Consider the following 25,070-nt stretch of genomic DNA (forward strand, 5'->3'; position numbering starts at 1 on the left):
TGCGTCTGGGTGGGAGTAAAAACGGAGGAAAAAGCCGGAGGGGCGGTTACAGCGCGGCCAGAATGGCTTCCGAGCTGGTGGTCTCCAGGCCCTTTTCATCGATGTTCAGCATTTCGACCACGCCATCGTTCACGATCATGGCGTAGCGCTGGCTGCGAATGCCCATCTGGCTGGCAGTCCGATCCTGGGTCAGCCCGAGCGCACCGGCGAACTCGCCCAGGCCATCGGCGAGCATGACGATTTGCTCGGCGTTATGGGCCTTGCCCCAGGCATCCATCACAAAGGTGTCGTTGACCGAGGTGCAGACGATGCTGTCGACGCCCTTGGCTTTCAGGTTGTCGGCATTGACCACAAAGCCGGGCAGGTGCGCGGCGGAGCAGGTCGGGGTAAAGGCGCCGGGCACCGCAAACAGCACCACTTTCTTGCCGGCAAACAGGTCGCCGGTCTGTACCTTCTCCGGGCCGTTGCTGCCCATCACCTGCAGTTCAATGCTGGGTAACCGCTCGCCTACCTGAATCGCCATGTACCTGCTCCGTTGGGGGTGTTATTAAATGGTTCGCTGGTCCGGATTAGAGGTTGCTGCCGTAGTCCACACCCCGGGCCTTGAGCCGGTAAAACTCCTCCAGTACGCCGGCCATGGCGTCCGGGCAGTACGGGCGCAGGCCTCCCAGAACCAGACGTTTGGCGACCTGGCCGACCGGGTTCTGCTCGGAAAGCAACCGGTACTCCAGGGTGACATTGCCACGCTTGCCATTCGCAGCCAGTTGGGCGTCGTGCAATTCCAGTTCCGGGTCGGTGGCATCCAGGCGATCCAGCGCCAGGCTCATGCTTTCGTACATCACCATGGGGCGGTCGGGATTGAACATGACCCCGTTCGATTCCATCAGTGGCTGCAATGTATGCGGGAAATTCTTGCCGGAGGCTGAGACGTAGCAGCGGGTGAAATTCTCGATGGTGGTTTCATCGCGGGTGCTCGGGCCGCTGTGAGTGACCTCCAGATAGACCTTGCCATTGGCGTCGCACAGCTCAATGCGACCTTCCTCCGGTTCACGGAATTCCAAGGGCACGCCGTCACCTAGCAGGCTTTTGAATTGGAAGGTCATGTTGGCAGAGAGACCGAAATGCGAAACCACCACCGCAAACAGCAGGTCACCGGGCACGCAGAACCGGCGGGCGTCGGGATCATGAATCGGATTGAAATCACCGGCAATTTCTTTGGCAAAACGGCTGGCCTGGAGCGCGGTGATGTGGATACGTCCTTGCTGTATCGAATGAAAATGGTCTAGAAACATGTGCTGCCTATTCTGTTCGCGGAGTGGGATGTGTCAAAGGAGCCCGCTGTAGGCCCATGGTGCCCGCTGTCTACCTGTAATGATAGTTGAGTCCCATCAATACCAATATGCGCTATTCGTCCTAAAGTGAAGGCTGGGCAGTAAGCATAAGCAAGGAGGTGGGAGTGTGTCCTTCCGGTCCGTGGCACGAATTACCACAGCAACAGGCCCTGGCCGAGTTCGATACCAGCCAGGCAGGTTTGACCGCCGCCGAGGCCGACCGGCGCCTGCAGCGTTATGGGGTGAACAGCCTGCCGGAACCGCACCGACCCGGTCGGATCGCCCGGTTTCTGCGTCAATTCAATAATGTGCTGATCTATGTGCTGCTGGGTGCCGCGGTGATTACCACCACCCTCGGACACCTGCTGGATACCGGTGTCATTCTCGCTGTGGTACTGGCTAATGCATTGATCGGTGAGCTTCAGGAGGGGAAGGCGGAGAAGGCCATCCAGGCGATCCGAAGTATGCTGGCCCTGCGCGCCACTGTGGTTCGCGATGGTCATCGCCAAACCATTGCTGGCGATTGCCTGGTGCCCGGGGACATTGTACTGCTGGAGGCGGGCGATAAAGTCCCGGCCGATCTGCGGTTGCTGAAAGCCCACAATCTGTTTGTGCAGGAAGCGTTGCTCACCGGCGAGTCGATGCCCGTGGAGAAACAGACCGAGCCGGTTCCGGCCGGCCAGGCCCTCGGCGACCGCAGCTGCATGGCGTTCAGTGGCACGGCTGTTACCGCGGGCCAGGCCTCGGGCCTGGTGGTGGCTACCGGGTTGCACACAGAACTTGGCCGGATCCAGGGCTTGCTGGCGGATGTTGAGCAGCTGACGACGCCGCTGGTGGCGCAAATGCGCCAGTTCGCCCGCTGGCTGACCCTGTTCATCCTGGTAATGGCGGCGGCCCTGTTGGCCTATGGCCATTGGCGCCTGGCCTATGATTTCGGCGCCCTGCTGATGGCAGTGGTTGGTCTGTCGGTGGCAGCTATTCCCGAGGGACTGCCGGCCGTGCTGACCATCACCCTGGCGGTCGGTGTGCAGGCTATGGCCAGCCGCAATGCCATTGTCCGCCGCCTGCCGGCGATCGAAACCCTCGGTGCCGTCTCGGTGATCTGTTCCGATAAGACCGGTACTCTGACCCGCAATGAAATGAGTGTCGTAACGGTAATTACCGCGGAAAGGTCGTTCACCATCGACGGCGATGGCTATGGCCCGGATGGTGCGGTGTTGGACGGGGATCAGGTCGTCGAGTCTGGCACTTGTGAGGTCCTGACCGAAATGGCGCAGGTTGCAGGTCTATGCAACGACGCGGAACTCAAGCGCGAAGATGGCCACTGGCGGGTGGAAGGGGACCCCATGGAGGGTGCGCTGTTGTCGTTTTCGGCCCGCGCTGGGCTAGACACAGGCAACTTGCAGGAGAATTGGCCGAGAACGGATGCCATTCCGTTTGATACCAGTTATCGCCACATGGCAACGCTACACCACGATCACCAGAGCAGGGCGTTCATCTTTGTGAAGGGCGCGCCTGAGGTAGTTCTGGAACTGTGTGCAGTTCAGCGCTCTGAAGCCCATAACCAGGCGCCATTGAATCAGCCCTGGTGGCAGGAACAGGTTGCCGCGATTGCCGCCTCCGGGCAGCGGGTACTGGCGTTTGCCGCGCGTCCGGTGGCGGCCAGTCAGGTGGTGCTGGAGCGGGATGACCTGACTGAGGGGCTGGTTTTCCTTGGGCTGGTCGGGCTCATTGACCCACCACGGAGCGAGGCTATTGAGGCGGTGGCTCAGTGTCAGAGTGCCGGTATCCGGGTCAAGATGATTACCGGAGACCACGCCGACACCGCCCGGGCGATTGCTGGCGAGGTTGGGCTGGAAAACCCGGAGCGGGTGCTGACCGGGGCTGATCTGGACCAGCTCACGGACCAGCAGCTGGCCTCAGCGGTAATCGATACCGATGTCTTTGCCCGTACCAGCCCGGAGCACAAGCTACGCCTGGTGATCGCGTTGCAGGCCCAGCAACAGACCGTGGCGATGACCGGTGATGGCGTTAACGATGCACCCGCCCTGAAACGGGCGGACATTGGGGTGTCCATGGGACTCAAGGGCAGTGAGGCGGCCAAGGAGGCCTCCGAGCTGGTGCTGGCAGACGACAACTTCGCCTCTATAGCGGTTGCCGTGCGGGAAGGGCGCACCATCCACGACAATATTCGCAAGGTCATCAGCTGGACTCTGCCGACGAACGCTGGTGAGGCCTCAGTGATTATTTGGGCCTTGCTGGCGGGTCTGACGCTGCCCGTCACCCCCATCCAGATCCTCTGGGTAAACATGGTCACGGCAGTGACCCTGGGTGTTGCCCTGGCGTTTGAGGCCAGTGAAGCCGATACCATGCAGCGACCACCGCGCGAGCGCTCTGAGCCATTACTGACTCGAAGCCTGGTTTGGCACATTGTCCTGGTGGCCGTCCTGATTCTGTTGGGTGTTTTTGGCATCTTCCGTTTCGCCATTGTCCAGGGACACTCGGTTGAGATAGCTCAGACCATGGCGATGAACACGCTGGTGGCAATGCAGGCTTTTTATCTGCTGTTCATTCGTAACAAGGACACCGTCACGCTCACCTGGGAAAAGTTGCGGGCGACTCGCCTGGTGTGGCTGGCCATTGCCGCGGTGCTGGTCGGCCAGCTTGGCCTCACCTATCTGCCACTGCTTCAGCGAGTCTTCTCCACCGCCCCGGTGCCGGGCCCGGAGATGCTGTTCAGTCTGTTAATAGGCGCAGCGTTGTTCCTCGTGATCGAGCTGGAAAAGCAGCTCCGTTTGCGGCTGGCCAAGGGGCGTGAGTGATTTCTGGCGGGGATAATCTTAATGATGCTTTGGCTTCACATAGTATGGCCCTATCAAACAGTTTGGGCCAATCAATTTGAGCGTGCGCCGGGCAAGGCTTATTGTTGCCCCACGTTGATTTTAACCTGTATTGAATTCAGTGACTTGGTGTCACGCTGACTTAAGAGAGGAAAGACTACATGTTGGATGCCGGTATCAAGGAGCAACTGAAAGCCTACATGGACAAGCTGCAGCAGCCGATCGAGCTGGTTGCGGCCTATGACGACGGCGAGAAGTCCCAGGAACTGAAGCAGTTGCTGGAAGAGCTTGAGCCCATGTCGGACAAAATCAGTCTGCGGACCGAGGAAGCCACTGACGTGCGTCGGCCGTCGTTTGCCATCAACCGCATTGGCACCGACATCGGTGTTCGCTTTGCCGGTATTCCCATGGGCCACGAGTTCACCTCGCTGGTACTGGCGCTGCTGCAGGTAGGCGGTCACCCGTCAAAGGCCGCTCAGGAAGTGATTGAGCAGGTGCAGGAACTGGACGGTTCGTTCGAGTTCGAAACCTACTTCTCACTGTCGTGCCAGAACTGCCCCGACGTGGTGCAGGCCCTGAACCTGATGAGTGTGCTGAACCCGAACATCAAGCACACCGCCATCGACGGCGCGCTGTTTCAGGACGAAGTGGAGCAGCGGGAAGTCATGGCCGTGCCCAGCGTTTATCTTAACGGCGAATCCTGGGGCCAGGGCCGGATGACCATGGAGGAGATTGTGGCCCGTCTGGACACCAAGTCCGACGAGAAAGAGGCCGAGAAGATCAACCAGAAAGACACCTTTGAAGTGCTGGTGGTTGGTGGCGGCCCTGCTGGCGCCTCGGCGGCGATCTACGCCTCCCGGAAGGGTATCGCCACCGGTATCGCTGCGGAGCGCTTTGGCGGCCAGGTAGCGGATACCATGGGTATCGAAAACCTGATCTCGGTGCCTTACACCGAAGGCCCCAAGCTGGTTGGTGCCATGGAGCAGCACGTCAAGGAATACGACGTCGACATCATGAACATGCAGCGCGCCGAGAAGCTGATTCCGGCAGCCAAACCGGGCATGCCACACGAAATCCGTCTGGCCAACGGCGGTTCTCTGAAGGCACGCACGCTGGTGTTGTCCACCGGTGCGCGCTGGCGCCAGATTGGCGTTCCGGGCGAAGAAGAGTACCGGAACAAGGGCGTGGCCTACTGCCCGCACTGCGACGGCCCGCTGTTCAAGGGCAAGCGCGTGGCCGTGATCGGTGGCGGTAACTCTGGTGTCGAGGCGGCCATCGATCTGGCTGGCATCGTCGGGCATGTCACCCTGATCGAGTTTGGCGCCGAGATGCGCGCCGATGACGTGCTGCAGAAGAAGTTGCGCAGTCTCAAGAACGTGGAAATCATCACTTCGGGCCAGACCACCGAAATCACCGGTGAGAATGGCAAGGTTAGCGGTTTGAACTACAAGGACCGGACCAGCGGTGAAGAGCACCATGTCGCTTTGGAAGGCGTGTTTGTCCAGATCGGCCTGGTACCGAACACAGAGTGGCTAAAGGGCGATATCGAGCTTAGCCAACACGGCGAAATCGTGGTCAACGACCGCAACGAGACGTCCATTCCGGGTGTCTTCGCGGCTGGCGACGCCACCACCGTGCCCTTCAAGCAGATCGTCATCTCCATGGGCGAAGGCTCGAAAGCAGCGCTCAGTGCCTTCGACTTCCTGATCCGTAATTCGGTGGAAGACGATGAGGAACAAGCTGCGTAAATCGGGCAAATAAAGCCTGGTGAGAGAGGCAAAGGCACCGGAGCGATCCGGTGCCTTTTTTAGTGGCTCCGACCCAGTAGCCGATTATTGCTCGATATCGGCTTGCAGGCTGCCCTGGCTGATATTTGCCGCACCCTCTTGGCCGAACAGGTGCGGATAGGCGTTCTCGATTCCGGTCACGATAAAGCCGTGTGGCACGTCGTCGAACACACCGTGGTCATTGACGTATTCCATGTGGGCCTGACCGGCGTCGGTGTACTCCTGGAAAACCGAATCGTTGATGCCATCGAACTCCAGCGGCGCCACCTTCATCAACTCGCACAGCTGCCGGTTAAATGCCGGCGTCGCTTTCACCCAGCGACCGTTCAGGTACAGCTCGATAAAGCCGTGCATGCGGAAGATATCCGACTGCAGCCACTCGATCAGCTTCGGGCTGGACAGGTGATTACGGACATCGGCCAGTCCCAGTCGGCTCGGAATGCCCAGGGAGCGGGCCGCCGCGCCCAGCAAGACCGCCTTGGGAATGCAGTAGGATTCGCCGCTGCTCAGGGCATGGCTGGCACTGAAGGTGTTCGGATCAGTCCGGAATACATAGGGGTTGTAGCTGATGTGGTCCCGAACCGCTAAGTAGAGCGCCTTGACCTGTTCCACCGGGTCATTGGACACGCCTTGTAACTGCTCGGCGATCCAGGTCTTGAGCTCCGGATTTTCGTAATCAAAGAACGCGGTGGGCTGTAGATACTGGTCCATGGGCGGGCATCCGGGGTTAGGGCATCAGGCCATCATCTTCGCCAATTAGCTTGCTACAGGCAATGACGAAATCCACCACAATGGTTGCCAGATTAGCTCAGTTCGCGGGTGGGTTTCAGGAGGCTCGCCGGTTCAGCTCGTAGGCGCAGATGTTCACCGAGGTGGCCAGATTCAGCGATTCAATCGCCCCCTGCCCGGCGATGGTGTAAGGCGCGGCGCCAAGCTTTTCCAGTGCGTCCCGGGGTACACCCCGGGCTTCGTTGCCGAACAGGTAACAGTCGTGTTTGGGGAACTCGGCTGAAGTCAGCGCGGCGCCATTCAGGTCGAGGCAGGCAATGCGCTGGTAGCGGTCGGCGAGCTGCTCCATGCTTACGTCGGTTTCAAGTGGAAGGTGAAACAGTGCGCCCATGCTGGCCCGTACTACCTTGGGATTGTAAGGGTCGACACTGCCGGGGCTGAGCAGGCAGCGAAAGCCGCCGAACCAGGCCAGGGTGCGCAAAACAGTCCCGAGATTCCCAGGGTCCTGAACCTCGTGCAGGTACACCGCCCGCTCGCCGGCAACGGCCGGTGTCGCAGCCCCTTGATTTGCCTCTGGCATGGCCACCACTGCAAGGATGCCCTGGGGCGTGCGGGTGTCGGCCAGTTGCGCCATCTGGCGGTCACTGACCAGGTGCGTGGTAAACGGGCTCTGCCAGTGTTCGTACGCCGCGGTGACGTACAGCTCCGCGCTCACCAGCGCCGGCTGCTGGGCGACGGCTTTCTGCAGTTCCAGCACCAGGTGTTCGCCCTCGACCAGGTAATGCCGGAATTCCTGGCGGTACTTTTTCTGGTGCAGTTTTCGAATGTCGTTCAGTTTCACAATGGTTGCCCGTGGCTGCGCCCGAGCCGCGCAGGCGGTCGAGGTGGGAGCTGGAATGAGCCGATTGTACGTGCGCCGGCAGCGGATGTCAGGATTTTGCCGGGATGGCGCCCGGCACGTACAATAACAGACCGTTTCCCCCGCTATTGATGAGTCCTATGGCCCGATCCAAAAGCAGTAACCGCTGGCTTGAAGAGCATGTAAACGACCCCTTCGTGAAACAGGCGCAGGTGGACGGCTATCGCTCCCGGGCCAGCTACAAGCTCCTGGAAATCAACAAGAAGGACCGTTTGATCCACCCCAACATGGTGGTCATGGACCTGGGTTCGGCACCGGGTGGCTGGTCGCAGGTGGCGGCCAACCTGGTGGGTCACAAGGGCCGGGTCATTGCCTCGGATATCCTGGACATGGACGCCATTGCCGGGGTCGAGTTCATCCAGGGGGATTTCACCGAGAACGATGTGTTTGAATCCATCATGACCACCCTTGGCGATGCCCCAGTGGATGTGGTGATTTCTGACATGGCCCCGAACATCAGTGGTGTGACTGTGGCCGACCAGGCGTCCTCCATGTATCTGGTGGAACTGGCGCTCGACATGGCCTGTCAGGTGCTCAAGCCGAAAGGCAACTTCCTGACCAAGGTGTTCCAGGGCGAAGGCTATGACGACTACCTGAAATCGGTACGGGCGGTGTTCGATAAGGTGGTGGTGCGCAAGCCGGATTCATCCCGGGCCCGCTCCCGTGAGGTCTATATCCTGGGCAAGGGCTTCAAGGGCTAAGCCGGGCCTGACCGAAAAACAGGCATAAAACAGGCGCAAAAAAAGGGCACCTGAAAACCAGAGCCCCAAAAAGGAAGACGTTGCACGTGTCGCTCGTGCTGGCGGGCGGATGCGGGCGGGTGAAGGAACACTCATCCGCCGCCGAATTATCTGCTAATCCTCAGCGGTTACAGGCTGGCCTGTAGGACGCGGCGGCACACCTCAGGCGTGACATCGCCGTGCTCACCCAGTTTCACCATGCCGTGGCTTTCCAGACTCGCGATCAGCGGTTCAATGTGCTGCTCGCCAAGGTCGTAGTCGCTCAGACGGGTTTTCACCCCCAGTGATTCGAAGAAGGCCTCGGTCTTGGCGATGGCAGCCTCGGCTTTGTCCTCGGCACTGCCGTCGCGAATGTTCCACACCCGCTCACCGTACTGAACCAACTTGTCGAGCTTGGCGGCCTTGCGCTCGCGCAGCATGGCCGGCAGCACGATAGCCAGGGTCTGGGCGTGATCCAGGTTATGCAGGGCAGTCAGCTCGTGGCCGAGCATGTGGGTGGCCCAATCCTGGGGTACACCACTGCCAATCAGGCCGTTCAGGGCCAGGGTAGCGGTCCACATCATGCTTGCTCGAACCTGATAGTTTTCCGGCTCGGCCAGAGTCTGGGGACCAATTTCGACCAGGGTCTGCAACAGGCCTTCGGCAAAGCGGTCCTGTACCGGGGCCTGGGCCGGGTAGGTCAGGTACTGCTCAACCACGTGCACGAACGCGTCGACCACGCCGTTGCCAACCTGGCGCAGGGGCAGGGTGTAGGTCTTGGTCGGGTCCAGTATCGAGAAGGCCGGGAACACGTGATTGCTGTGGAACGGCAGCTTGGCTTTCAGGGATTTGCGGGTAACCACGGCACCCTTGTTCATTTCCGAGCCGGTTGCCGGCAGGGTCAGCACAGAGCCGAACGGCAGCGCCCGTTCAATGTTGCGGCCACCCTGGGTCAGAATCTCCCATTCATCGCCTTCGAGCACAGAGGCGGCGGCGACAAACTTGGTGCCGTCGATGACGGAGCCACCGCCAACGGCCAGCAGGTAATCCACGCGCTGTTCACGCACCTGCGTCACGGCTTCCATCAGGGTCTCGAAACTCGGGTTTGGCTCGATGCCGCCAAACAGCGTGACCTGTCGCTCGCCCAGGGCTGTCGTTACTTCATCCAGGGTGCCGGTCCGACGCGCGCTTTCACCGCCAAACAACACCAGTACCCGCGCTTCCGCCGGTACCAGTTTGTCCAGATCGGCGATCTTGCCTTCACCGAAAGCGATGTGCGTCGGGTTGTAGAAATCGAAACTGTTCATCGGCTTGCTGCCCCTGTGTTGTTACAAAGTGGACAGCATCCTAATTACAATTAGACCGGTCGTCTAGTAGTCATTCCTGCTTATGCTCAAAGCCTTGCAAGACATTGACCGCGTTGACGCCAATGGCTTCGACATCGTAACCGCCCTCCATGGTAAACACCGTGGGCAGGCCCAGTTGGGCGATGCGCTGACCGAGGGTGAGGTAATCGGAGGATTTCAGCTTGAAGAAGGAGATAGGATCGTCCTCAAAGGTATCCACACCCAGGGCGACCACCAGCGCGTCCGGTTGGTACTCGGTTATCCGCCGGCATGCGGTTTCCAGGCCCTGACTCCAGACGCTGTAGGGAGTGCCCGGTGGGTAGACGATATTGAGGTTGTGATCCTCACCTTCACCTTCCCCGGTTTCATCCTCAAAGCCGAGAAAGTGCGGGAAGACCAAATCCGGATCGCCATGCAGGCTCAGGGTCAGCACGTCCCGGCGTTGGTAGAAGATGGCCTGGGTGCCATTGCCGTGATGAAAATCGACATCGAGAATGGCCACTCGCTCGGCGCCCTGATCCCGGAATGCCTGCGCCACGATAGCGGCGTTGTTGAAGAAGCAGTAACCGCCAAACAGATCGGCGTGGGCATGATGTCCGGGTGGCCGGCACAGGGCAAATGCGGCCCGCTCGCCACCGGCGACCAGCTTCTGTGCGGTCAGCGCGACGTTGGCCGAGGTGCAGGCGGCCTCCCAGGTGCCATCGGAGATCGAGGTTTCGGCAGCAAAACTGTAGTACCCGAGTCGACCGTCGATGTCTTTTGGTACTCGGGCCCGCATTCCGCGTCCGCACCAGACCGCCGGGATAGCCTCGCCTGGCTTGCCGGCGGCCAGCCAGTCTTGCCAGCAGCGTGCCAGGAACTCGACGTAATCGGCGCTATGCACCCGTTTCACGGGCTCGAGGCCAAACTCGTCCGGTTCCAGAACGTCGCCGAGCCCCTGGGCCTTTACCCTTGCCAGGATGGTGTTGGCGCGGGATGGCTTTTCATGGGGCTCGATGAGCAGGCCACCGTCCAGCTCGGTTTTGACCGAGCGGCGGCTATGGAGGGGGGAGAAAACGGTTTTCATGGGCCTCGGATTCCACGGTGAATGACCCCCGAGACTTTGGCACAGGGTCGGATCACGCTCAAATCCGGCGCCGCTAGACCAGCTGCTCCGGCTGCAGGTCACTGCTGACCAGGGACTGGCTGGCAACGCACAGGGCACCACAGACGGCAGCCGCCTGTAGGCAGTCCTGCAGCGCTGCGCCCTCTATATAGCGGTATAGGAAACCACTGAAGAAGGCATCGCCGGCGCCGTTGGTGTCGAGCACTTGGCTGGCGGGAACCGCCACTTGCTCCAGCCACTCACCGGCCGCTGTTAGCAGGGTGGCGCCTTCGGCACCGTGGGTACAGACCACTAACTCTTTGCCCTGGTTAACCAGCTGCACCATGGTCTGGCGGTAGTCCGGCAGGTTGTCGCTGGACAGGAAAATAATACTGGCGGCATCTATGAATGGTTGGTGATAGGGGTTGGTGCCGTCGTAATCGTGTAGATCGGTCCAGATGGGCAGGTTGATTGTCTGCAGCCAGGGAAGGGCCGAGCGGGTGTAACTGAGGATGTTCACCACGGCCAACTGACAGCCTTCCGCGAGTTGTTGCAACGGCGCCCAGTCGAGGCCGCTGGGCTCAGCCGGGGGCTGCACGAACAGGGAGATGCGCTTGCCATCGGCTGACATCAGGTTAACGTGCTGCTCGGTCGGCGTAGTGGTCTCGGTGACCAGCAGTTGCAGTTCGGGATGGGCCAGGGCGTCCCGCACCTGCCGGCCTTCGGCATCCTGGCCGAGCAAGGTGTGGAAAATGACCTGATGGCCCAGTGCCGCCAGGTTCAGACTCTTGCCGGCCCCGGTACTGCCCAGGGTTCGATAGCTGGCGTCTGGCCAGATGGTTTGAGGTTCCGGGGCGGGCAGCGTCGGCAAGTGGATGATGGTGTCCCACGACGCGCCGCCGATGACAATAATGGGTTTGGACATGTCGGTTCTCCTGACCGGGGCGATTCACAAAGTCTAACGTTCCCGATGCCAGGGCGGCTCCTCCCTGCAACTACGCCCTCCGGCTGTTTTTCAGGATGAATTAAGTGCTGATTTTCACCAAACATCAGCTTGGCTTTTCGGGCCACGCTGGCTGCCTCAGGGAACTGACGTCGTGGGTTTCCCGTGGAACGATAACAACAATAACCGTCGTTACCCGGAGAAATCTCGTTCATAACGGCGCCCAGGAGAATAATAATGCGTGGTTACCCCTTTCTGTTGTCATTGCTGTTGCTGTTTACATTGAGCGGTTGCATAGGTGGTGGTTCCGGCGGCTCGGACGATGACGCCGCGGCTGAGCAGGATGATCAGAACGACGATTCCGATCGCATCCTGGGGGATTGTGAGATCCCGTTGCCGCCGGAGGTGCGTCAGTACACGTTGGATAGCCCGTTGCCCAACAGTTTCGATCGGGATCGCACAGACGATACCACCGAGGCCGATGTTACCCGGTTCCATGTGGCGGTATTGCTGCCTGAGCGGTGTGCCGAAGATCGCTTCCCGGTTGTTATCGAGAGTCACGGTTACAGTGGCAATCTGGATTCCGAGATTGACGAAGATGGCTCAGTGGCTTCTGACACGCCCCATTTCCCGGCCATTGATGAACTCTTCGCCACGCTGCCACGCCACGGCTATGTCGGGGTCTCGTTCGATGAGCGGGGTCACGGTAATTCGATTCCTGAAAACGGGGGCGGCTATGCCCGCATCATCGCTCCCCGGGCCGAAACCCAGGATGCCCGTTATTTGCTTGACTGGCTCTACGAGCAGGCTCCGAGTCTGCATATCGAGCGGCAAGAGGATAGCGGTGTAGCACGGGATATTAACGCGGGGCTGATCGGCTACAGTTACGGCGGCGGTTACCAGTTTGGCTTGTCGCAGCTTGATGACCGGATCGACACCATCGTACCGAACGGCACCTGGCATAGCCTGATGTACAGTTTGCTACCGGGTGATGCCGTTAAACGTTCGTTCACTGGCCTGCTCTGTTTGCTGGCCGAAACCGGGAACACTGTTAACACCCCGGCGGTGGCTCGGATGTGCGAACTGATGGGCCCGGCCAGTCCTCAAGCCAACCTGATTAGGACCCGGGCTGATCTGATCGGCGCCATGGAAGCCGACGGCTACACCGAAGCGGAGGTGGTCGAACTGTTTGACCGTCATACCCGCCACCTGCAGCGCTCGGCCGAGCAAGGTCAGTCCTGGTGTCAGCCGGGTGAACTTGGTTGTTCGTCCAACGGTGACGCCTTCGTGCCGCGCTCGGTGCCCACCTTGTTGTTGCAGGGCAACCGGGACGTGCTGTTTAACCTGACCGACGCCTATTGGAACTGGGCCTACTTCAAGCAGGCTGCGGATGAGGGTGTACCGGTGTCGATTCTGTCCACCGAGGGCGGACACATGAACCCGCTGGCCAACCAGACCGAGGGCAGTGCCAACTGTGGCGGCCTGATAGGTACTGACCTGATCCTGAGCTGGTTTGATTTCCACCTCAAGGGCGAAGAGTCCAGCGCCTATCAGAGCATTCCATCGGTGTGTATTTCCGTGGCCGACACTCAGAACGCGGATAGCGCTGAACCGGCCGGCCTGGTGCTCCAAGATTTCCCGGTAGGGTCGCAGCCGGGCGCGACCGGCGGCATTCCGGCTCGGCTTGAAACGAGCGAAGTGAGCCGACCCGCACCCGATTCACCACCCACCTTTGTGTCCGTGCATACGGTGACTGGTGAGAACGAGATTCTGGCCGGCATACCGAGAATCGATGAGGTAACGGTGGCCAATACCGCGCTGCCCGGCACCGTCACGCCGGTGGCTTACCTTGGGATCGGGATTCAGCGTGGCAGTGAGCTGATTCTGGTGGATGATCAGGTAACATCGCTGCTGGAAGGAACACACACGTCCAACCCCAATATCGGCGAACAGGGCGTGCTGCTGGCCGGCGTTGGTGAGCAGCTTCAGTTCGGGGATGAGGTTGGCCTGCTGGTCTATTCCAGCCATGTCCAATACTCGGCGGTCAGCAATCCGGGGGCAGTCGACGGTAATAACCGGTTTGATCTGACCATCAATGGCCTGGAGTTGCCTATACTGGATCTGTCCAGCCATCCAACTGCGCGTCTGCAGTAACGGCGTTCGGTGCCCACAACGGCCCGGTAAGACCAGTCGCGCTCATTCCCCAGGCTGATTGCGTGGGGTATCTTGGTTCCATACCTGTCATCACAATAACAAGATGGAATCGAGAGACCGGTCATGAGTGCACACCATTTTGATGTTCTGATCGTTGGCGCCGGGGTATCCGGCATTGGCATGGCCTGTCACATCGGCCAGCAATGCCCGGGCAAATCTTTTGCCATTCTGGAGCGGCGCCAGTCGCTGGGCGGAACCTGGGATCTGTTCCGTTATCCGGGTATCCGGTCCGATTCCGACATGTTCACCTTTGGCTACAACTTCCGGCCATGGGTCGGCGGTAAGGTGCTGGCCGATGGTGCATCCATTAAGAACTACCTACGCGAGACGGCACAGGCGTTCGATGTTGAACGTCACATTCGCTATGGCCTGGCGGTAAAAACCGCGGACTGGTCAAGTGTGAACAAGTGCTGGACCCTGACCGTCGACAACGAAGCGACGGGCGAAACTGAAACCTACACCGCCGGCTTCCTGGTCGGCTGCACCGGCTATTACAACTATGACCACGGTTACCAGCCGGATTTTCCGGGCGAAAGCGACTTTCAGGGCCAGATAGTGCATCCGCAACAGTGGCCCGAGGAGCTGGACTACGCAGGCAAGAACATTGTGGTGATCGGTAGTGGCGCCACTGCCATCACCCTGGTGCCGACCCTGGCGGAACAGGCTGCCCACGTCACCATGCTGCAGCGTTCGCCAAGCTACCTGATGCCGCTGCCGTCCACCGACAAACTCGCCCTTCTCGTGCAACGATTATTACCTGAAAAACTGGCCTACAAGCTGATCCGTGCCCGCAACATTGCCATTTCCCGTTTCCTTTACGTGCGCTCCCGCAAGAGCCCCAAGCTGATGCGCCGTCTGTTTCTGCGCATCATCCGGCGCCGGCTCGGAGACAACGCCGACATGCGTCATTTCACACCGGATTACGCCCCCTGGGATCAGCGCTTGTGTGTGGTCAAGGATGGCGATCTGTTCACCGTCCTGAAAGCGGGCAGGGCGTCCATGGCCACCGATCACATAGAGCGCTTCACCGCTGATGGTATTCGCCTGAAGTCGGGTAAAACCCTGGCAGCGGATATCATCATTCCGGCGACCGGACTGGACATCCAGATGCTCGGCGGCATCCGGCCCCGGGTCGATGGCCAGGATGTGATGTTGAAGGACAAGGTTATCTACAAGAACGTGATGGTGGAGGGGCTGCCCAATGCCGGTATGATTTTCGGCTACACCAATAGCTCCTGGACCCTGAAAGTGGATATTGCTGCGGAGTACCTGTGCCGGCTCATGAATCTGATGGACCAGCGCGGGTATCAAACGGTGGTGGCCCGGGATACCGAGGATAGCCGGAGCGATACCACGGTGCTGGGTTCGCTGGATGCCGGCTACGTCAGACGGGCAGCGGACCGGTTGCCCCGCCAGGGTACCCATGGGCCCTGGAAAGCATCCCAGAATTACCTCGAAGACGTGAAAATCCTGCGCTTCGACCCGATCGAGGACGGCTATTTGGAGTTCGACGGCGTCCGCACCCGCGCCAATGCGGGAGGGGGCCGGGGCTTCCTGCGGCCACTGCGCTCCGGCCTGTTCGGATCCTGATATTAGCCGATCGCTGATCGCCGTCATCCCGGCTTGTGGTCTAGTATGGGGGCTGCACTCGACTGATAAGGATGCTGGTTATGAACTATTTCAGAACGCTCGCCGTGGCCCTAGTGATTCTAGGTCTTGCTGGCGTGGCGCAGGCTGCGGATGGACTCATTGTGGCCAAGAGCAACCACAGCGTGGCAGCAACCGCGGATAAACTGGAGTCGGTGCTGGGCGAAAAGGGTATGACGGTGTTTAACCGCATCGATCATGCAGCCGGAGCTGCATCGGTGGGCGAACAGCTGCGCCCCACCGAACTGGTGATCTTCGGCAACCCGAAAGTCGGCACCCCGCTGATGCACTGCGGCCAGAGTGTCGCGGCCGATCTGCCCCAGAAAGCGCTGATCTGGGAGGATGAAAACGGACAGGTCTGGCTTGGCTACAACGATCCGGCCTACCTGAAGGCCCGTCATGGCCTGGATGGCTGCGATAAGGTACTGACCAAGGTCAACAAGGCGCTGGCGAATTTCGCCGAGGCGGCAACACGCTGACCCCCGGGTGCCTCAAGTTCCTGCGGCAAAAACAGTTACCTTAAACACATATTAAAGGGGCAGCCGGTGTGTCAGGCTGCCTGCCTGTTGTTTTGTTAACGGTAACTGTTGTATGGCTTCTCGCAGAAAGAAAGCAAATCGCCCCCTCTGGCACCCGTCGTTGTGGGGCTCCTGGTCTCTGGTGTTCGTGCTCTGGTTGCTGTCGTTTCTGCCGATGGCCGCCAAGCAACGCTTTGGCAGGTGGCTGGGGCGGTTATTGGCCGGCAAACTGAAATCACGGGCCAAGGTGGTCGACGCCAACCTGATAGCCTGCATGCCGGGGCTGAGCAAAGACGCCCGCGCTGAACTCTTGCAAGATACCTTTGTGGCGTCGGCGCGTGGATTTCTGGAAAGCACCCATGCCTGGTGGCGCGATATGGCACCTTACTGCGCGACGGCGTCGGTATCCGGCACGGAGCATCTGGAGGAAGCCAAGGCGCGCGGCCAAGGTGTGTTACTGATCGGTGGCCACTACAGTATTTTCGATTTCGCCTTGCCCCTGATCGCCTGTCATCTGGACCAACCCGGCTACATGTACCGTCCCAATAACAACCCGGTCATTGACCGGATGATTGAACGAGGTCGCCGCCGCCACTTCAATATCCGGCCGTTCACCAAACGTGAGCTGAGGCCGATGCTTTCGTACCTGAAAGAGGGTGGTCAGGTCTGGTTCGCCTGTGATCAGGATTTTGGCAAGAAATCCGAGCTGTTTGCGCCGTTTTTCGGGGTCAATGCCGGCTGCATCACCTCGCCCAGCTACATTGCCCGGGAGTCTGGCGCGGCGGTTATCTGTGTCAGTCACTTGCGGATGCCGGATGGCCGTTACCGAGTGGTGTTTTCACCGATCCGGCAAGGCTTTGGCGAGGATCCGCAACAGGATGCCGAAACCTGGAATCGCTTTATCGAAACCACCATTCGCGAGCAGCCAGACCAGTACCTGTGGTTGCACAAGCGCTTCAAGACCCGCCCCGAGGGCGCTGTCAGCATCTACTAAATCCGTTGAATCCAGAGGCTACGGGCGTCTGCTCTGGCGCCGGCCTCTGTTGGAAACACTTATGGCTAATTGCCCGGGGCTCTGTTAATGTGCCCGCATCCTGCCTCTAGGGATTCCGCAATTTCCGGCGTAACGCCGCCATGCGAACCATCCATACGACCTGTCAGAGGACGTCACCCCGTTAACGGCGCGTGACCGTAGTCGTCTTTTTCTCCATGCATGTTCATGGTACCTGCCCGCATTCGCCGACAACGGTGTTCGTGGAGGCAGAACAATCAAGAGTTGATCCAATATGAGTTTTTCTTCACTCGGTCTGTCCGAGCAGCTGGTCCGTGCCACGTCCGATCAGGGTTACGATACTCCTTCCCCTATTCAGGCCCAGGCCATTCCAGCAGTACTGTCCGGTAAGGACGTGATGGCTGCTGCCCAGACCGGCACCGGCAAAACGGCCGGCTTTACCCTGCCATTACTGCAGCGGCTGGCAGAAAAGCCCCGCACCGGTAAGGGCCCGCGGGCACTGATCCTGGCCCCGACCCGGGAGCTGGCGGCGCAGGTGCACGACAGCGTGAACCTCTACAGCAAATACATCCCGACCAAGGCCGCCGTGGTCTTCGGTGGTGTGAAAATCAATCCTCAGATGATGAAGCTGCGCAAGGGTCTGGACGTTCTGGTGGCCACCCCTGGTCGCCTGATGGACCTGTACCAGCAGAACGCTGTGCGTTTCGACGAAGTCGAGATTCTGGTGCTGGACGAAGCCGACCGCATGCTCGACATGGGCTTCATCCGCGACATCCGAAAGATCCTGGCGCTGCTGCCAGCCAAGCGTCAGAACCTGCTGTTCTCCGCGACCTTCTCAAACGAGATCCGCACCCTGGCCCAGGGCCTGCTGAACAACCCGGTACAGGTGGAAGTGGCGGCTCGCAACACCACCGCCGAGAAGGTCAAGCAGTCGGTATACCCGGTTGATCAGAGCCAGAAAACGGCGCTTCTGAGCAAGCTGGTTCGGGACAACAGCTGGGAGCAGGTGTTGGTCTTTACCCGCACCAAGCACGGCGCCAACCGCCTGACCCAGAAGCTGGAGCGTGACGGCATCACCGCTGCGGCCATCCATGGCAACAAATCCCAGGGTGCCCGTACCCGCGCCTTGAGTGAGTTCAAGCAGGGCGACATCCGGGTATTGGTAGCCACCGATATCGCGGCCCGTGGCCTGGACATCAAACAGTTGCCGCAGGTAGTGAACTTCGAGCTGCCGAACGTGCCGGAAGACTACGTGCACCGGATCGGCCGGACCGGCCGTGCCGGCGAGAGTGGTCATGCGTTGTCGCTGGTCAGTGCCGACGAAGGCAAGTTGCTGGCGGGCATCGAGAAGCTGATCAAGAAGCAGCTACCACGCAAGCAGGTGGATGGCTTCGAGCCGACCAACAACCTGCCGCTGAAGCCGAAGGCCAAGGCCGACCCGAGCAAGGCTCGTGGCCGCAATGGCAACGGTGGCGGTAATGGCAAGCCGGGCGGCAAGCCGCGCAGTTTCGGCGCGAAGCCGGGTGGCCGTAGTGGCGGTCGCAGCCAGAATGGCGATGGCGGTCAGCGCAGCCGCGGAGCACGTCAGGACGCCTGACAACAGGCGGGGCCCTTGGGCCCCGCCTTCGCTTTCTGGTCGCCGGCAGCCGACAGACCCTTGAGGTTGCCGACGAGCAGGAAGGTTAGAACCGGTAGGAAACACCTACCATGTAAACCCAGGGGTCAATTTCCACATCAAGTTTCCCGGTGGTAATTCTGCTGCCATCCGCAGCGTAGATCCCGATGTCGGCATCGGTGTCGATATCCAACCACCACACGGCCGCGTTCAGGCCGACATTGTCCGTTAACATGTAATCCAGACCCACTTCTGCTGCCACGCCAAAACTGTCGTCTAATGTCAGGTCGGTACGATCCACGGTGCCCGCGGGTGTTCCAAGGGTGGCTTGGGCGACGCCGTCAATGGTGCTCGTTAGCGTCTGAGTGGTCTTCTCCTCGAAGAAATTGGTGTAGTTCACTCCGGCCCCGATGTAGGGCTGGAATTTGCTGCCGCTTGGCATTGGGAAATACTGGAGGGTTAGGGTAGGTGGCAGGTGCTTGGTTTCACCAAGTTTTCCGGCACCATTGAGAATGCCGTCGCCCTTGATGTCATGTTTGAACGGGGTCGCTCCGAGAAGGCCCACAGCAAGGTTGTCGGTGACCATGTAGGTGAATGTCAGTCCCAGTTGGGTATCGGATTCGACTTTGACCCTGGCGCCAGGAACAACCTCAAGGCCGGTCAAACCGGTTCTAAGACTGCTGCTGGATGAATCCGGATCGACCGTTGCGGCACCGGCACGGCCGATGAAATCGCCGGCCTCATACGCATTGGCGAGAGGAACAGTTGCCAGCATCGAGGCAGCCAGAACAGAGAACTTAAAAGGACGGTACATCTCAATCTCCTTAACCTGAAAAGAATGGGCTCAGGTTAATGATCGAGAGAGTCGGAGAATTGATTTGGCTCAAGTATCACCAGCGAGCCGGCCCTGGTCAGACAACGCTTTGATGTAACTCAAAAAGCGCTCAGGTATGAGGTTTGTGCTTATGGTCAGGCAGAGTTCTTTTGCTTCGGCTTTTTGCTGGTGGGCAATGACTCATCGGGCACGAACACATCCCGAACCGTCAGTCCCTTTCCGTCAGCGTCCTTTACTTCCACCGGCTGGATGGGCTGCCCGGTGGCGCGATCCCGAAGATCCAGCGGAACTTCGTCGGGGGCAGGGTTCCATTTGTCACCCCACTGGCGCAGAGCAATAACGACCGGGAACAGATCTCGTCCCTTCTCCGTCAGGCGGTACTCAAACCGCGACCCGTGCTCACCCACATCGACTTTGCTCAATACCTGGTTGTCCACCAGCCGGGCCAGGCGATCACAGAGGATGTTCTTGGCAATGCCAAGCTCTTGTTGGAAATCGACAAAGCGGCGGGTGCCGTACATGGCGTGCAGCACGATTAACAGCGACCACCAGTCACCCACTTCATTGAGGGCGCGGGCGACGGAGCAATTGGAATCATCAAAACGTTTTCTAGCCATGTCCAGGAGTGTACCGAATAGGGTTGCATTTTAAAACCAGATTGAATAGGGTTGCTTTACGAAACCAAATTAATGAGGTCGCGACCGATTTCGTCGCGGCTTCAAACACGTGCGCCCCAGTGCGAGGAGTGTTATCCGATGTCCATGAATCTTGGCCCTCTGTTTCAGCCGTTTGAGCTTCACAATCTGAAGCTGCGCAACCGTGTGGCCATGGCGCCCATGACCCGTAATTTCTCACCGGGCAATGTCCCGAACGAGGATGTGGTCAGTTATTACCGTCGTCGTGCGGAAAACGGCGTGGGTCTGCTGATCACTGAAGGCACTACCGTCAATCACGCCGGAGCCAATGGTTATCCGAACGTGCCGGCCTTTCACGGCGATGCTGCCCTGTCAGGCTGGAAAGATGTTGTTGATGCGGTGCACGAGGCTGGCGGCGCTATCTTCCCGCAACTTTGGCACGTGGGTGCCGTGCGCCAGGAAGGCGTCGAGCCGGTTCCGTCCGTGCCGGGTTTCAGTCCGTCCGGTCTGTTTGCCCCGGGCAAGCCCAATGGCAAGGCCATGACCAAGGACGACATTGACGACGTCATCACCGCCTTTGCCGATGCTGCCCAGGATGCCAAGGCGCTGGGTTTTGACGGAGTTGAGATCCACGGTGCCCATGGTTACCTGCTGGACCAATTCCTGTGGGAAGGTACCAATCAGCGTGACGACGAATACGGCGGCAGCATGGAAAACCGGCTGCGCTTCGTGGTCGAGATTGTTGAAGCGGTGCGTCACCGGGTCGGCCCTGAATACCCGATCATGCTGCGTTTCTCCCAGTGGAAGCAGCAGGATTACGAGGCGCGCCTGGTGAACAGCCCGGAAGAGCTGGATGCCTTCCTGCAGCCGCTGGTTGAAGCCGGTGTGGATATCTTCCACGCCTCCACCCGCCGATTCTGGGAGCCCGAATTCGAGGGTTCTGACCTGAACCTGGCCGGTTGGACCCAGAAGCTGACTGGCAAGCCGACCATGTCCGTGGGCAGCGTTGGCCTGACCGAAGATTTCATCAGCGGCACCTTTGCCAGCAAGAAGGAAGCGGTAGAGCAGTCCGGTATCGACGAACTGGTTGAGCGCATGAACAACAACGAGTTCGACCTGATCGCCGTTGGCCGTGCCCTGCTGCAGGATCCGGAATGGCTGGTGAAAGTGCGGGAAGGCCGGATTGGTGAGGTGGAACCCTTCGCCAAGAAGTCCCTGGCCAAGCTTTACTAAGCGTTGAGGCCCTGAAAGCCCCGGTTGTCCGGGGCTTTTTTGTGTCAGCCTGATAGTAACCTGTCCGATTCGTAATCGCGCTTAGTGATAGATCTTCTATGATGGGAGCGTATCACTCATCGTAAATATTGATAAAAGGGGAATCGAGGATGTTCAGTTCAGCAGTATTGAAGATCACTGCCCTGGTGGCGGTGCTGACTCTGGCCGGTTGTGCCACGGTAGGCCGGGACTTCGCTACCCACAATGTTGAAGACATCACCGTCGGTGAGACCACCCGGTCCGACATCCAGGAATTGTTTGGCGAGCCCTGGCGTACCGGTGTTGAGGACGGCAAGCGCACCTGGACCTACGGTAAATACCGTTGGTCGGCTTTTGGCGACGCAGAAACTACGGATCTGGTGGTGCGTTTCAACGCCGATGGCACCGTGTCCTCGTACGTGTTTAACACCACCGAATAACCCGGTGGTGATCGGGTGCCCGGCCAGCCCAGGCACCCGGATACCTGCCTGCTAACCGCGCAGGCTACTCACCAGCTTGTCGATACTCTCCTTGGCGTCGCCAAACAGCATATTGGTGTTGTCCTTGAAGAATAGCGGGTTTTCCACGCCGGAGTAACCGGTGGCCATGCCCCGTTTCAGCACCACCACCCGGTGCGCTTTCCACACCTCCAGTACCGGCATTCCTGCAATCGGGCTACCAGGGTCTTCCGCCGCTGCCGGATTTACTGTGTCGTTGGCGCCGATCACCAGTACCACATCGGTGTCCGGGAAATCGTCGTTGATCTCGTCCATCTCCAGCACGATGTCATAGGGCACATGGGCCTCGGCCAGCAGGACATTCATGTGGCCGGGCAGGCGTCCGGCCACCGGGTGAATGCCAAACCGCACGTCCACTCCACGCTCGCGCAGCAGTTTGGTCATGTCACTGACCCCGCTCTGGGCCTGGGCCACCGCCATGCCATAACCGGGCACGATGATCACAGAGTCGGCGTTGCGCAGCTCCTCACAGACCTCATCGATCGTTGTTTCATGCACCGCCTGGTCCGGATCGGCGGCGGCCGAGCTGCTGCTGGTCTGGCCAAAGCCGCCGAGAATGACGCTGATGAAGGACCGGTTCATGGCCTTGCACATGATGTAACTCAGGATGGCACCGCTGCTGCCGACCAGGGCCCCGGTCACGATCAGCAGGTCGTTACCGAGCATGAAGCCGATGGAGGCCGCGGCCCAGCCGGAGTAGCTGTTGAGCATCGACACCACCACCGGCATATCGGCGCCGCCAATGGCCATGATCAGGTGAATGCCCAGCACCGAGGCGATGAGGGTCATTAGCACCAGGGCGATCAGGCCCAGGGCCAGGCTGTCGGTGCCCAGGAACCAGGCGCCGAGAAACACCGAGACGATCACCGCTACCAGGTTCATGGCGTGACGGCCGGGCAGGGTCAGGGCCTTGCTGTCGATGCGGCCATCCAGCTTGCCGCAGGCTACGAGGGAGCCGGTGAAGGTAATCGCCCCGATGAAGACGCCGACGAACACCTCCACCAGTTTGATGGTGTGTTCGGTGCCCACGGTTACCTTGAGCGGTTCGACATAGCCGGCGAAGCCGACAAACACTGCGGCAAGACCCACGAAGCTGTGCAGCAACGCCACCAGTTGTGGCATCTGGGTCATTTCCACTTTGTTGGCAATGGCAATGCCGACACTGGCGCCGAGCAGCACCGCGATCACGATGGTGATCAGGCTGCCTTCACTGACACTGGCCATGGTGGCGATCAGCGCAATGATGATACCGGCAACCCCGTAAAGGTTGCCGCGCCGGGCCGATTCCTGATGGCTCAGACCACCGAGGCTGAGGATGAACAACACGCTGGCGACCACGTAGGCCACGCTGACGAGTCCTGTGCCCATGGGGTGCGTCTCCTATTTGCGGAACATTTTGAGCATGCGATGGGTAACCCGAAAGCCACCACCCACGTTGATGCTGGCAATCAGCACCGCGACGAACGCTATGATGCCCACGGCAACGTTTTCAGCCTGGGCCAGATGCAGAATGGCCCCGATCACAATAATGCCGCTGATCGCGTTGGTGACACTCATCAGGGGGGTGTGCAGTGAAGGCGTGACATTCCAGATCACCTGCCAACCAATAAAGCAGGCCAGCACGAAAACCGTGAAGTGGCGCAGAAAACTCTCTGGGGCATGGGCGCCGACGCCGTACAGGGCCGCCACGGTCACTAGCAGTAGCACGCTCTTGCCAATCAGGCTGCGCCGGGCCGAGTCCTTGCGCGCCGCCTCCTTCTGGGCTGCCGAAGGCTCCTCGGTACCAGGAGGCGGCTGGGGGCTGACGGGTGCCTGCGGCTGTGGAGGCGGCCAGGTAACGTCGTTTCCGTGCACCACGGTGAGGCCGCGGATGACGTCGTCGTCCATGTTCACCTGCGGCGTGCCGTCTTTTTCCGGGGTGAGTTCGGTCAGCAGGTGGAATAGGTTGGTGGCGTACAGGTCGCTGGCGACCTTGGCCATTCGGCTGGGCAGGTCGGTGTAACCGATCAGGGTGACGCCGTGTTTCTCCACAATCTGGCCTGGCTCGGTCAGCTCACAGTTGCCGCCGCGCTCGGAGGCCAGGTCGACAATGACACTGCCCGGTTTCATGGATTTGACCATATCGGCAGTAATCAAACGGGGCGCAGGCTTGCCGGGAATCAGGGCAGTGGTGATGATGATGTCCACTTCCTTGGCCTGTTCCGCGAACAGCGCCATTTCCGCCTTGATGAACTCGTCGCTCATCTGCTTGGCATAGCCGCCAGTGCCGCTGCCTTCTTCCTCGCCGAAGTCCAGCTGCAGGAACTCTGCGCCCATACTTTCGATCTGTTCCTTCACCTCCAGCCGGGTATCAAAGGCCCGCACTACTGCGCCAAGACTATTGGCGGCGCCCACGGCGGCCAGACCGGCGACCCCGGCACCAATCACCATCACCTTGGCGGGCGGCACCTTGCCGGCGGCGGTCACCTGGCCGGTAAAGAATCGGCCGAAATTGTTGGCTGCCTCAATGACTGCCCGATAGCCGGCAATGTTGGCCATGGCGCTGAGGGCATCCATCTTCTGGGCACGACTGATTCGGGGAAGACTGTCGATGGCAAATGCGGTGATGTTTCGGGCTGCCAGTTTCTGTAGCAGCTCCGGATTCTGAGCCGGCCAGATGTAACTGACCAGAAAACTGCCTTCCCGCATCAGGTCCACCTCATGAGCCCCCAATGTTGGGTTCTCCATGGGTGCCCGTACCTTCAGGATGAAGTCGGACTCCTGCCACAGGGATTTGGTATCGACGGCAATGCTGGCGCCCACCGCCTCATAGGCTTCGTCCTGGTAGTGGGCCGCTTCACCGGCCCCCGCTTCCACGATGACTTCGTAGCCCAGGTCGATCAGCTTATGCGCCGAGGGTGGAGTGACGGCCACCCGCCGCTCGTCAGTGAAAATTTCTTTGGGTATGCCCAGTTTCATAAAGCTCGCGTCCTCTGGTTGAACCGATGAAGCAAGTGTCTGATATACAGACTAGTTCAAGCTGGAAAACCTGCCTGATTAGATAACGGCAGCGTGAGGAGGCTTATTTTTTGTCGACGGTAAGTGCTTCCAGTGCCGGACGGGACAGGTGCTCGACCATGGCACCCCT

The 25,070-nt window shown here is 59.8% G+C and carries 21 protein-coding genes; 10 read left to right on the forward strand and 11 right to left on the reverse strand.

Annotated features, from left to right (window positions below; translation table 11 throughout):
* Positions 1-46: 46 nt before the first annotated feature.
* Positions 47-523, reverse strand: a complete 477-nt coding sequence (locus FCS96_RS00470; RefSeq protein ID WP_138438290.1) for a peroxiredoxin — start codon at positions 521-523, stop codon at positions 47-49.
* Positions 524-569: 46 nt separating this feature from the next.
* On the reverse strand, positions 570-1,292 hold the full coding sequence (locus tag FCS96_RS00475; RefSeq protein WP_138438291.1) for a DUF3581 family protein: 723 nt from the start codon (positions 1,290-1,292) through the stop codon (positions 570-572).
* A gap of 164 nt (positions 1,293-1,456) precedes the next feature.
* Between FCS96_RS00475 and FCS96_RS00480 the strand changes: the two genes are divergently transcribed.
* Entirely contained in the window at positions 1,457-4,153 is a 2,697-nt protein-coding gene (locus FCS96_RS00480) for a cation-transporting P-type ATPase (protein ID WP_212747027.1), read from the forward strand.
* Between the two features lie 179 nt (positions 4,154-4,332).
* Positions 4,333-5,919 carry an alkyl hydroperoxide reductase subunit F gene (gene ahpF / locus FCS96_RS00485; RefSeq protein WP_138438293.1) on the forward strand — a complete coding sequence of 529 codons (1,587 nt, stop codon included), beginning with the start codon at positions 4,333-4,335 and terminating at the stop codon, positions 5,917-5,919.
* Between the two features lie 84 nt (positions 5,920-6,003).
* Here ahpF and FCS96_RS00490 read toward each other — a convergent pair whose 3' ends face one another.
* Both FCS96_RS00490 and FCS96_RS00495 read right to left on the reverse strand, forming a co-directional pair.
* Entirely contained in the window at positions 6,004-6,669 is a 666-nt protein-coding gene (locus FCS96_RS00490; RefSeq protein ID WP_138438294.1) for a transglutaminase-like domain-containing protein, read from the reverse strand.
* Positions 6,670-6,784: 115 nt separating this feature from the next.
* Positions 6,785-7,528 carry a TrmH family RNA methyltransferase gene (locus FCS96_RS00495; protein WP_138438295.1) on the reverse strand — a complete coding sequence of 248 codons (744 nt, stop codon included), beginning with the start codon at positions 7,526-7,528 and terminating at the stop codon, positions 6,785-6,787.
* A 158-nt stretch (positions 7,529-7,686) separates the two neighbouring features.
* Here FCS96_RS00495 and rlmE point away from each other — a divergent pair, with 158 nt between their 5' ends.
* The gene (rlmE, locus tag FCS96_RS00500) at positions 7,687-8,307 is read left to right on the forward strand and encodes a 23S rRNA (uridine(2552)-2'-O)-methyltransferase RlmE (protein WP_138438296.1); all 621 of its coding nucleotides are present in this window, start codon (positions 7,687-7,689) and stop codon (positions 8,305-8,307) included.
* A 167-nt stretch (positions 8,308-8,474) separates the two neighbouring features.
* Here the strand turns inward: rlmE and FCS96_RS00505 are convergent, their stop codons facing one another.
* From FCS96_RS00505 to FCS96_RS00515, 3 genes are all read right to left on the reverse strand, one after another.
* Positions 8,475-9,632, reverse strand: coding sequence for an iron-containing alcohol dehydrogenase (locus FCS96_RS00505; RefSeq protein WP_138438297.1), 1,158 nt, complete (start codon positions 9,630-9,632; stop codon positions 8,475-8,477).
* A gap of 70 nt (positions 9,633-9,702) precedes the next feature.
* On the reverse strand, positions 9,703-10,737 hold the full coding sequence (locus FCS96_RS00510) for a histone deacetylase family protein (protein WP_138438298.1): 1,035 nt from the start codon (positions 10,735-10,737) through the stop codon (positions 9,703-9,705).
* A 73-nt stretch (positions 10,738-10,810) separates the two neighbouring features.
* Positions 10,811-11,680, reverse strand: coding sequence for a carbohydrate kinase family protein (locus FCS96_RS00515; protein WP_138438299.1), 870 nt, complete (start codon positions 11,678-11,680; stop codon positions 10,811-10,813).
* A 255-nt stretch (positions 11,681-11,935) separates the two neighbouring features.
* Between FCS96_RS00515 and FCS96_RS00520 the strand changes: the two genes are divergently transcribed.
* From FCS96_RS00520 to FCS96_RS00540, 5 genes are all read left to right on the forward strand, one after another.
* A complete protein-coding gene (locus tag FCS96_RS00520; protein ID WP_138438300.1) occupies positions 11,936-13,852 on the forward strand; it encodes a CocE/NonD family hydrolase in 1,917 nt (638 codons plus the stop codon).
* Positions 13,853-13,975: 123 nt separating this feature from the next.
* Positions 13,976-15,502 (forward strand): flavin-containing monooxygenase, encoded by a 1,527-nt coding sequence (locus FCS96_RS00525; RefSeq protein WP_138438301.1) that lies wholly within the window; start codon positions 13,976-13,978, stop codon positions 15,500-15,502.
* Between the two features lie 80 nt (positions 15,503-15,582).
* On the forward strand, positions 15,583-16,038 hold the full coding sequence (locus FCS96_RS00530; RefSeq protein WP_138438302.1) for a DUF302 domain-containing protein: 456 nt from the start codon (positions 15,583-15,585) through the stop codon (positions 16,036-16,038).
* 112 nt (positions 16,039-16,150) lie between these two features.
* Positions 16,151-17,071, forward strand: coding sequence for a lysophospholipid acyltransferase family protein (locus tag FCS96_RS00535; RefSeq protein WP_138438303.1), 921 nt, complete (start codon positions 16,151-16,153; stop codon positions 17,069-17,071).
* Between the two features lie 292 nt (positions 17,072-17,363).
* Positions 17,364-18,686, forward strand: a complete 1,323-nt coding sequence (locus tag FCS96_RS00540) for a DEAD/DEAH box helicase (protein ID WP_138438304.1) — start codon at positions 17,364-17,366, stop codon at positions 18,684-18,686.
* Positions 18,687-18,771: 85 nt separating this feature from the next.
* On the opposite strand, the gene FCS96_RS00545 is transcribed toward FCS96_RS00540, so the two are convergent.
* Together FCS96_RS00545 and FCS96_RS00550 are read right to left on the reverse strand one after the other, a co-directional pair.
* The gene (locus FCS96_RS00545) at positions 18,772-19,518 is read right to left on the reverse strand and encodes an OmpW/AlkL family protein (RefSeq protein ID WP_138438305.1); all 747 of its coding nucleotides are present in this window, start codon (positions 19,516-19,518) and stop codon (positions 18,772-18,774) included.
* 155 nt (positions 19,519-19,673) lie between these two features.
* A complete protein-coding gene (locus FCS96_RS00550) occupies positions 19,674-20,156 on the reverse strand; it encodes a winged helix-turn-helix transcriptional regulator (RefSeq protein WP_138438306.1) in 483 nt (160 codons plus the stop codon).
* A 138-nt stretch (positions 20,157-20,294) separates the two neighbouring features.
* On the opposite strand from FCS96_RS00550, the gene FCS96_RS00555 reads away from it, so the two are divergent.
* Together FCS96_RS00555 and bamE are read left to right on the forward strand one after the other, a co-directional pair.
* Entirely contained in the window at positions 20,295-21,407 is a 1,113-nt protein-coding gene (locus FCS96_RS00555; protein ID WP_138438307.1) for an NADH:flavin oxidoreductase, read from the forward strand.
* A gap of 149 nt (positions 21,408-21,556) precedes the next feature.
* Entirely contained in the window at positions 21,557-21,865 is a 309-nt protein-coding gene (bamE, locus tag FCS96_RS00560; RefSeq protein WP_138438308.1) for an outer membrane protein assembly factor BamE domain-containing protein, read from the forward strand.
* A gap of 51 nt (positions 21,866-21,916) precedes the next feature.
* Here bamE and pntB read toward each other — a convergent pair whose 3' ends face one another.
* Together pntB and FCS96_RS00570 are read right to left on the reverse strand one after the other, a co-directional pair.
* Positions 21,917-23,311 carry a Re/Si-specific NAD(P)(+) transhydrogenase subunit beta gene (gene pntB / locus FCS96_RS00565; protein ID WP_138438309.1) on the reverse strand — a complete coding sequence of 465 codons (1,395 nt, stop codon included), beginning with the start codon at positions 23,309-23,311 and terminating at the stop codon, positions 21,917-21,919.
* Between the two features lie 12 nt (positions 23,312-23,323).
* Complete coding sequence (locus FCS96_RS00570; protein ID WP_138438310.1) at positions 23,324-24,901, reverse strand: Re/Si-specific NAD(P)(+) transhydrogenase subunit alpha; 1,578 nt, start codon at positions 24,899-24,901, stop codon at positions 23,324-23,326.
* Positions 24,902-25,070: the final 169 nt, after the last annotated feature.

Source organism: Marinobacter alexandrii (assembly GCF_005871205.1).
Taxonomy (GTDB): Bacteria; Pseudomonadota; Gammaproteobacteria; order Pseudomonadales; family Oleiphilaceae; genus Marinobacter; species Marinobacter alexandrii.

What these genes read in the sequence shown, in the direction of transcription:
- FCS96_RS00505 (WP_138438297.1), bottom strand. Translation starts at nt 9,632, where the DNA reads ATGAACAGTTTCGATTTCTACAACCCGACGCACATCGCTTTCGGTGAA.
- bamE (WP_138438308.1), top strand. Translation starts at nt 21,557, where the DNA reads ATGTTCAGTTCAGCAGTATTGAAGATCACTGCCCTGGTGGCGGTGCTG.
- FCS96_RS00545 (WP_138438305.1), bottom strand. Translation starts at nt 19,518, where the DNA reads ATGTACCGTCCTTTTAAGTTCTCTGTTCTGGCTGCCTCGATGCTGGCA.
- FCS96_RS00530 (WP_138438302.1), top strand. Translation starts at nt 15,583, where the DNA reads ATGAACTATTTCAGAACGCTCGCCGTGGCCCTAGTGATTCTAGGTCTT.
- FCS96_RS00475 (WP_138438291.1), bottom strand. Translation starts at nt 1,292, where the DNA reads ATGTTTCTAGACCATTTTCATTCGATACAGCAAGGACGTATCCACATC.
- FCS96_RS00555 (WP_138438307.1), top strand. Translation starts at nt 20,295, where the DNA reads ATGTCCATGAATCTTGGCCCTCTGTTTCAGCCGTTTGAGCTTCACAAT.
- FCS96_RS00550 (WP_138438306.1), bottom strand. Translation starts at nt 20,156, where the DNA reads ATGGCTAGAAAACGTTTTGATGATTCCAATTGCTCCGTCGCCCGCGCC.
- FCS96_RS00540 (WP_138438304.1), top strand. Translation starts at nt 17,364, where the DNA reads ATGAGTTTTTCTTCACTCGGTCTGTCCGAGCAGCTGGTCCGTGCCACG.
- FCS96_RS00525 (WP_138438301.1), top strand. Translation starts at nt 13,976, where the DNA reads ATGAGTGCACACCATTTTGATGTTCTGATCGTTGGCGCCGGGGTATCC.
- FCS96_RS00490 (WP_138438294.1), bottom strand. Translation starts at nt 6,669, where the DNA reads ATGGACCAGTATCTACAGCCCACCGCGTTCTTTGATTACGAAAATCCG.
- rlmE (WP_138438296.1), top strand. Translation starts at nt 7,687, where the DNA reads ATGGCCCGATCCAAAAGCAGTAACCGCTGGCTTGAAGAGCATGTAAAC.
- ahpF (WP_138438293.1), top strand. Translation starts at nt 4,333, where the DNA reads ATGTTGGATGCCGGTATCAAGGAGCAACTGAAAGCCTACATGGACAAG.
- FCS96_RS00510 (WP_138438298.1), bottom strand. Translation starts at nt 10,737, where the DNA reads ATGAAAACCGTTTTCTCCCCCCTCCATAGCCGCCGCTCGGTCAAAACC.
- FCS96_RS00535 (WP_138438303.1), top strand. Translation starts at nt 16,151, where the DNA reads ATGGCTTCTCGCAGAAAGAAAGCAAATCGCCCCCTCTGGCACCCGTCG.
- FCS96_RS00520 (WP_138438300.1), top strand. Translation starts at nt 11,936, where the DNA reads ATGCGTGGTTACCCCTTTCTGTTGTCATTGCTGTTGCTGTTTACATTG.
- pntB (WP_138438309.1), bottom strand. Translation starts at nt 23,311, where the DNA reads ATGGGCACAGGACTCGTCAGCGTGGCCTACGTGGTCGCCAGCGTGTTG.
- FCS96_RS00570 (WP_138438310.1), bottom strand. Translation starts at nt 24,901, where the DNA reads ATGAAACTGGGCATACCCAAAGAAATTTTCACTGACGAGCGGCGGGTG.
- FCS96_RS00470 (WP_138438290.1), bottom strand. Translation starts at nt 523, where the DNA reads ATGGCGATTCAGGTAGGCGAGCGGTTACCCAGCATTGAACTGCAGGTG.
- FCS96_RS00515 (WP_138438299.1), bottom strand. Translation starts at nt 11,680, where the DNA reads ATGTCCAAACCCATTATTGTCATCGGCGGCGCGTCGTGGGACACCATC.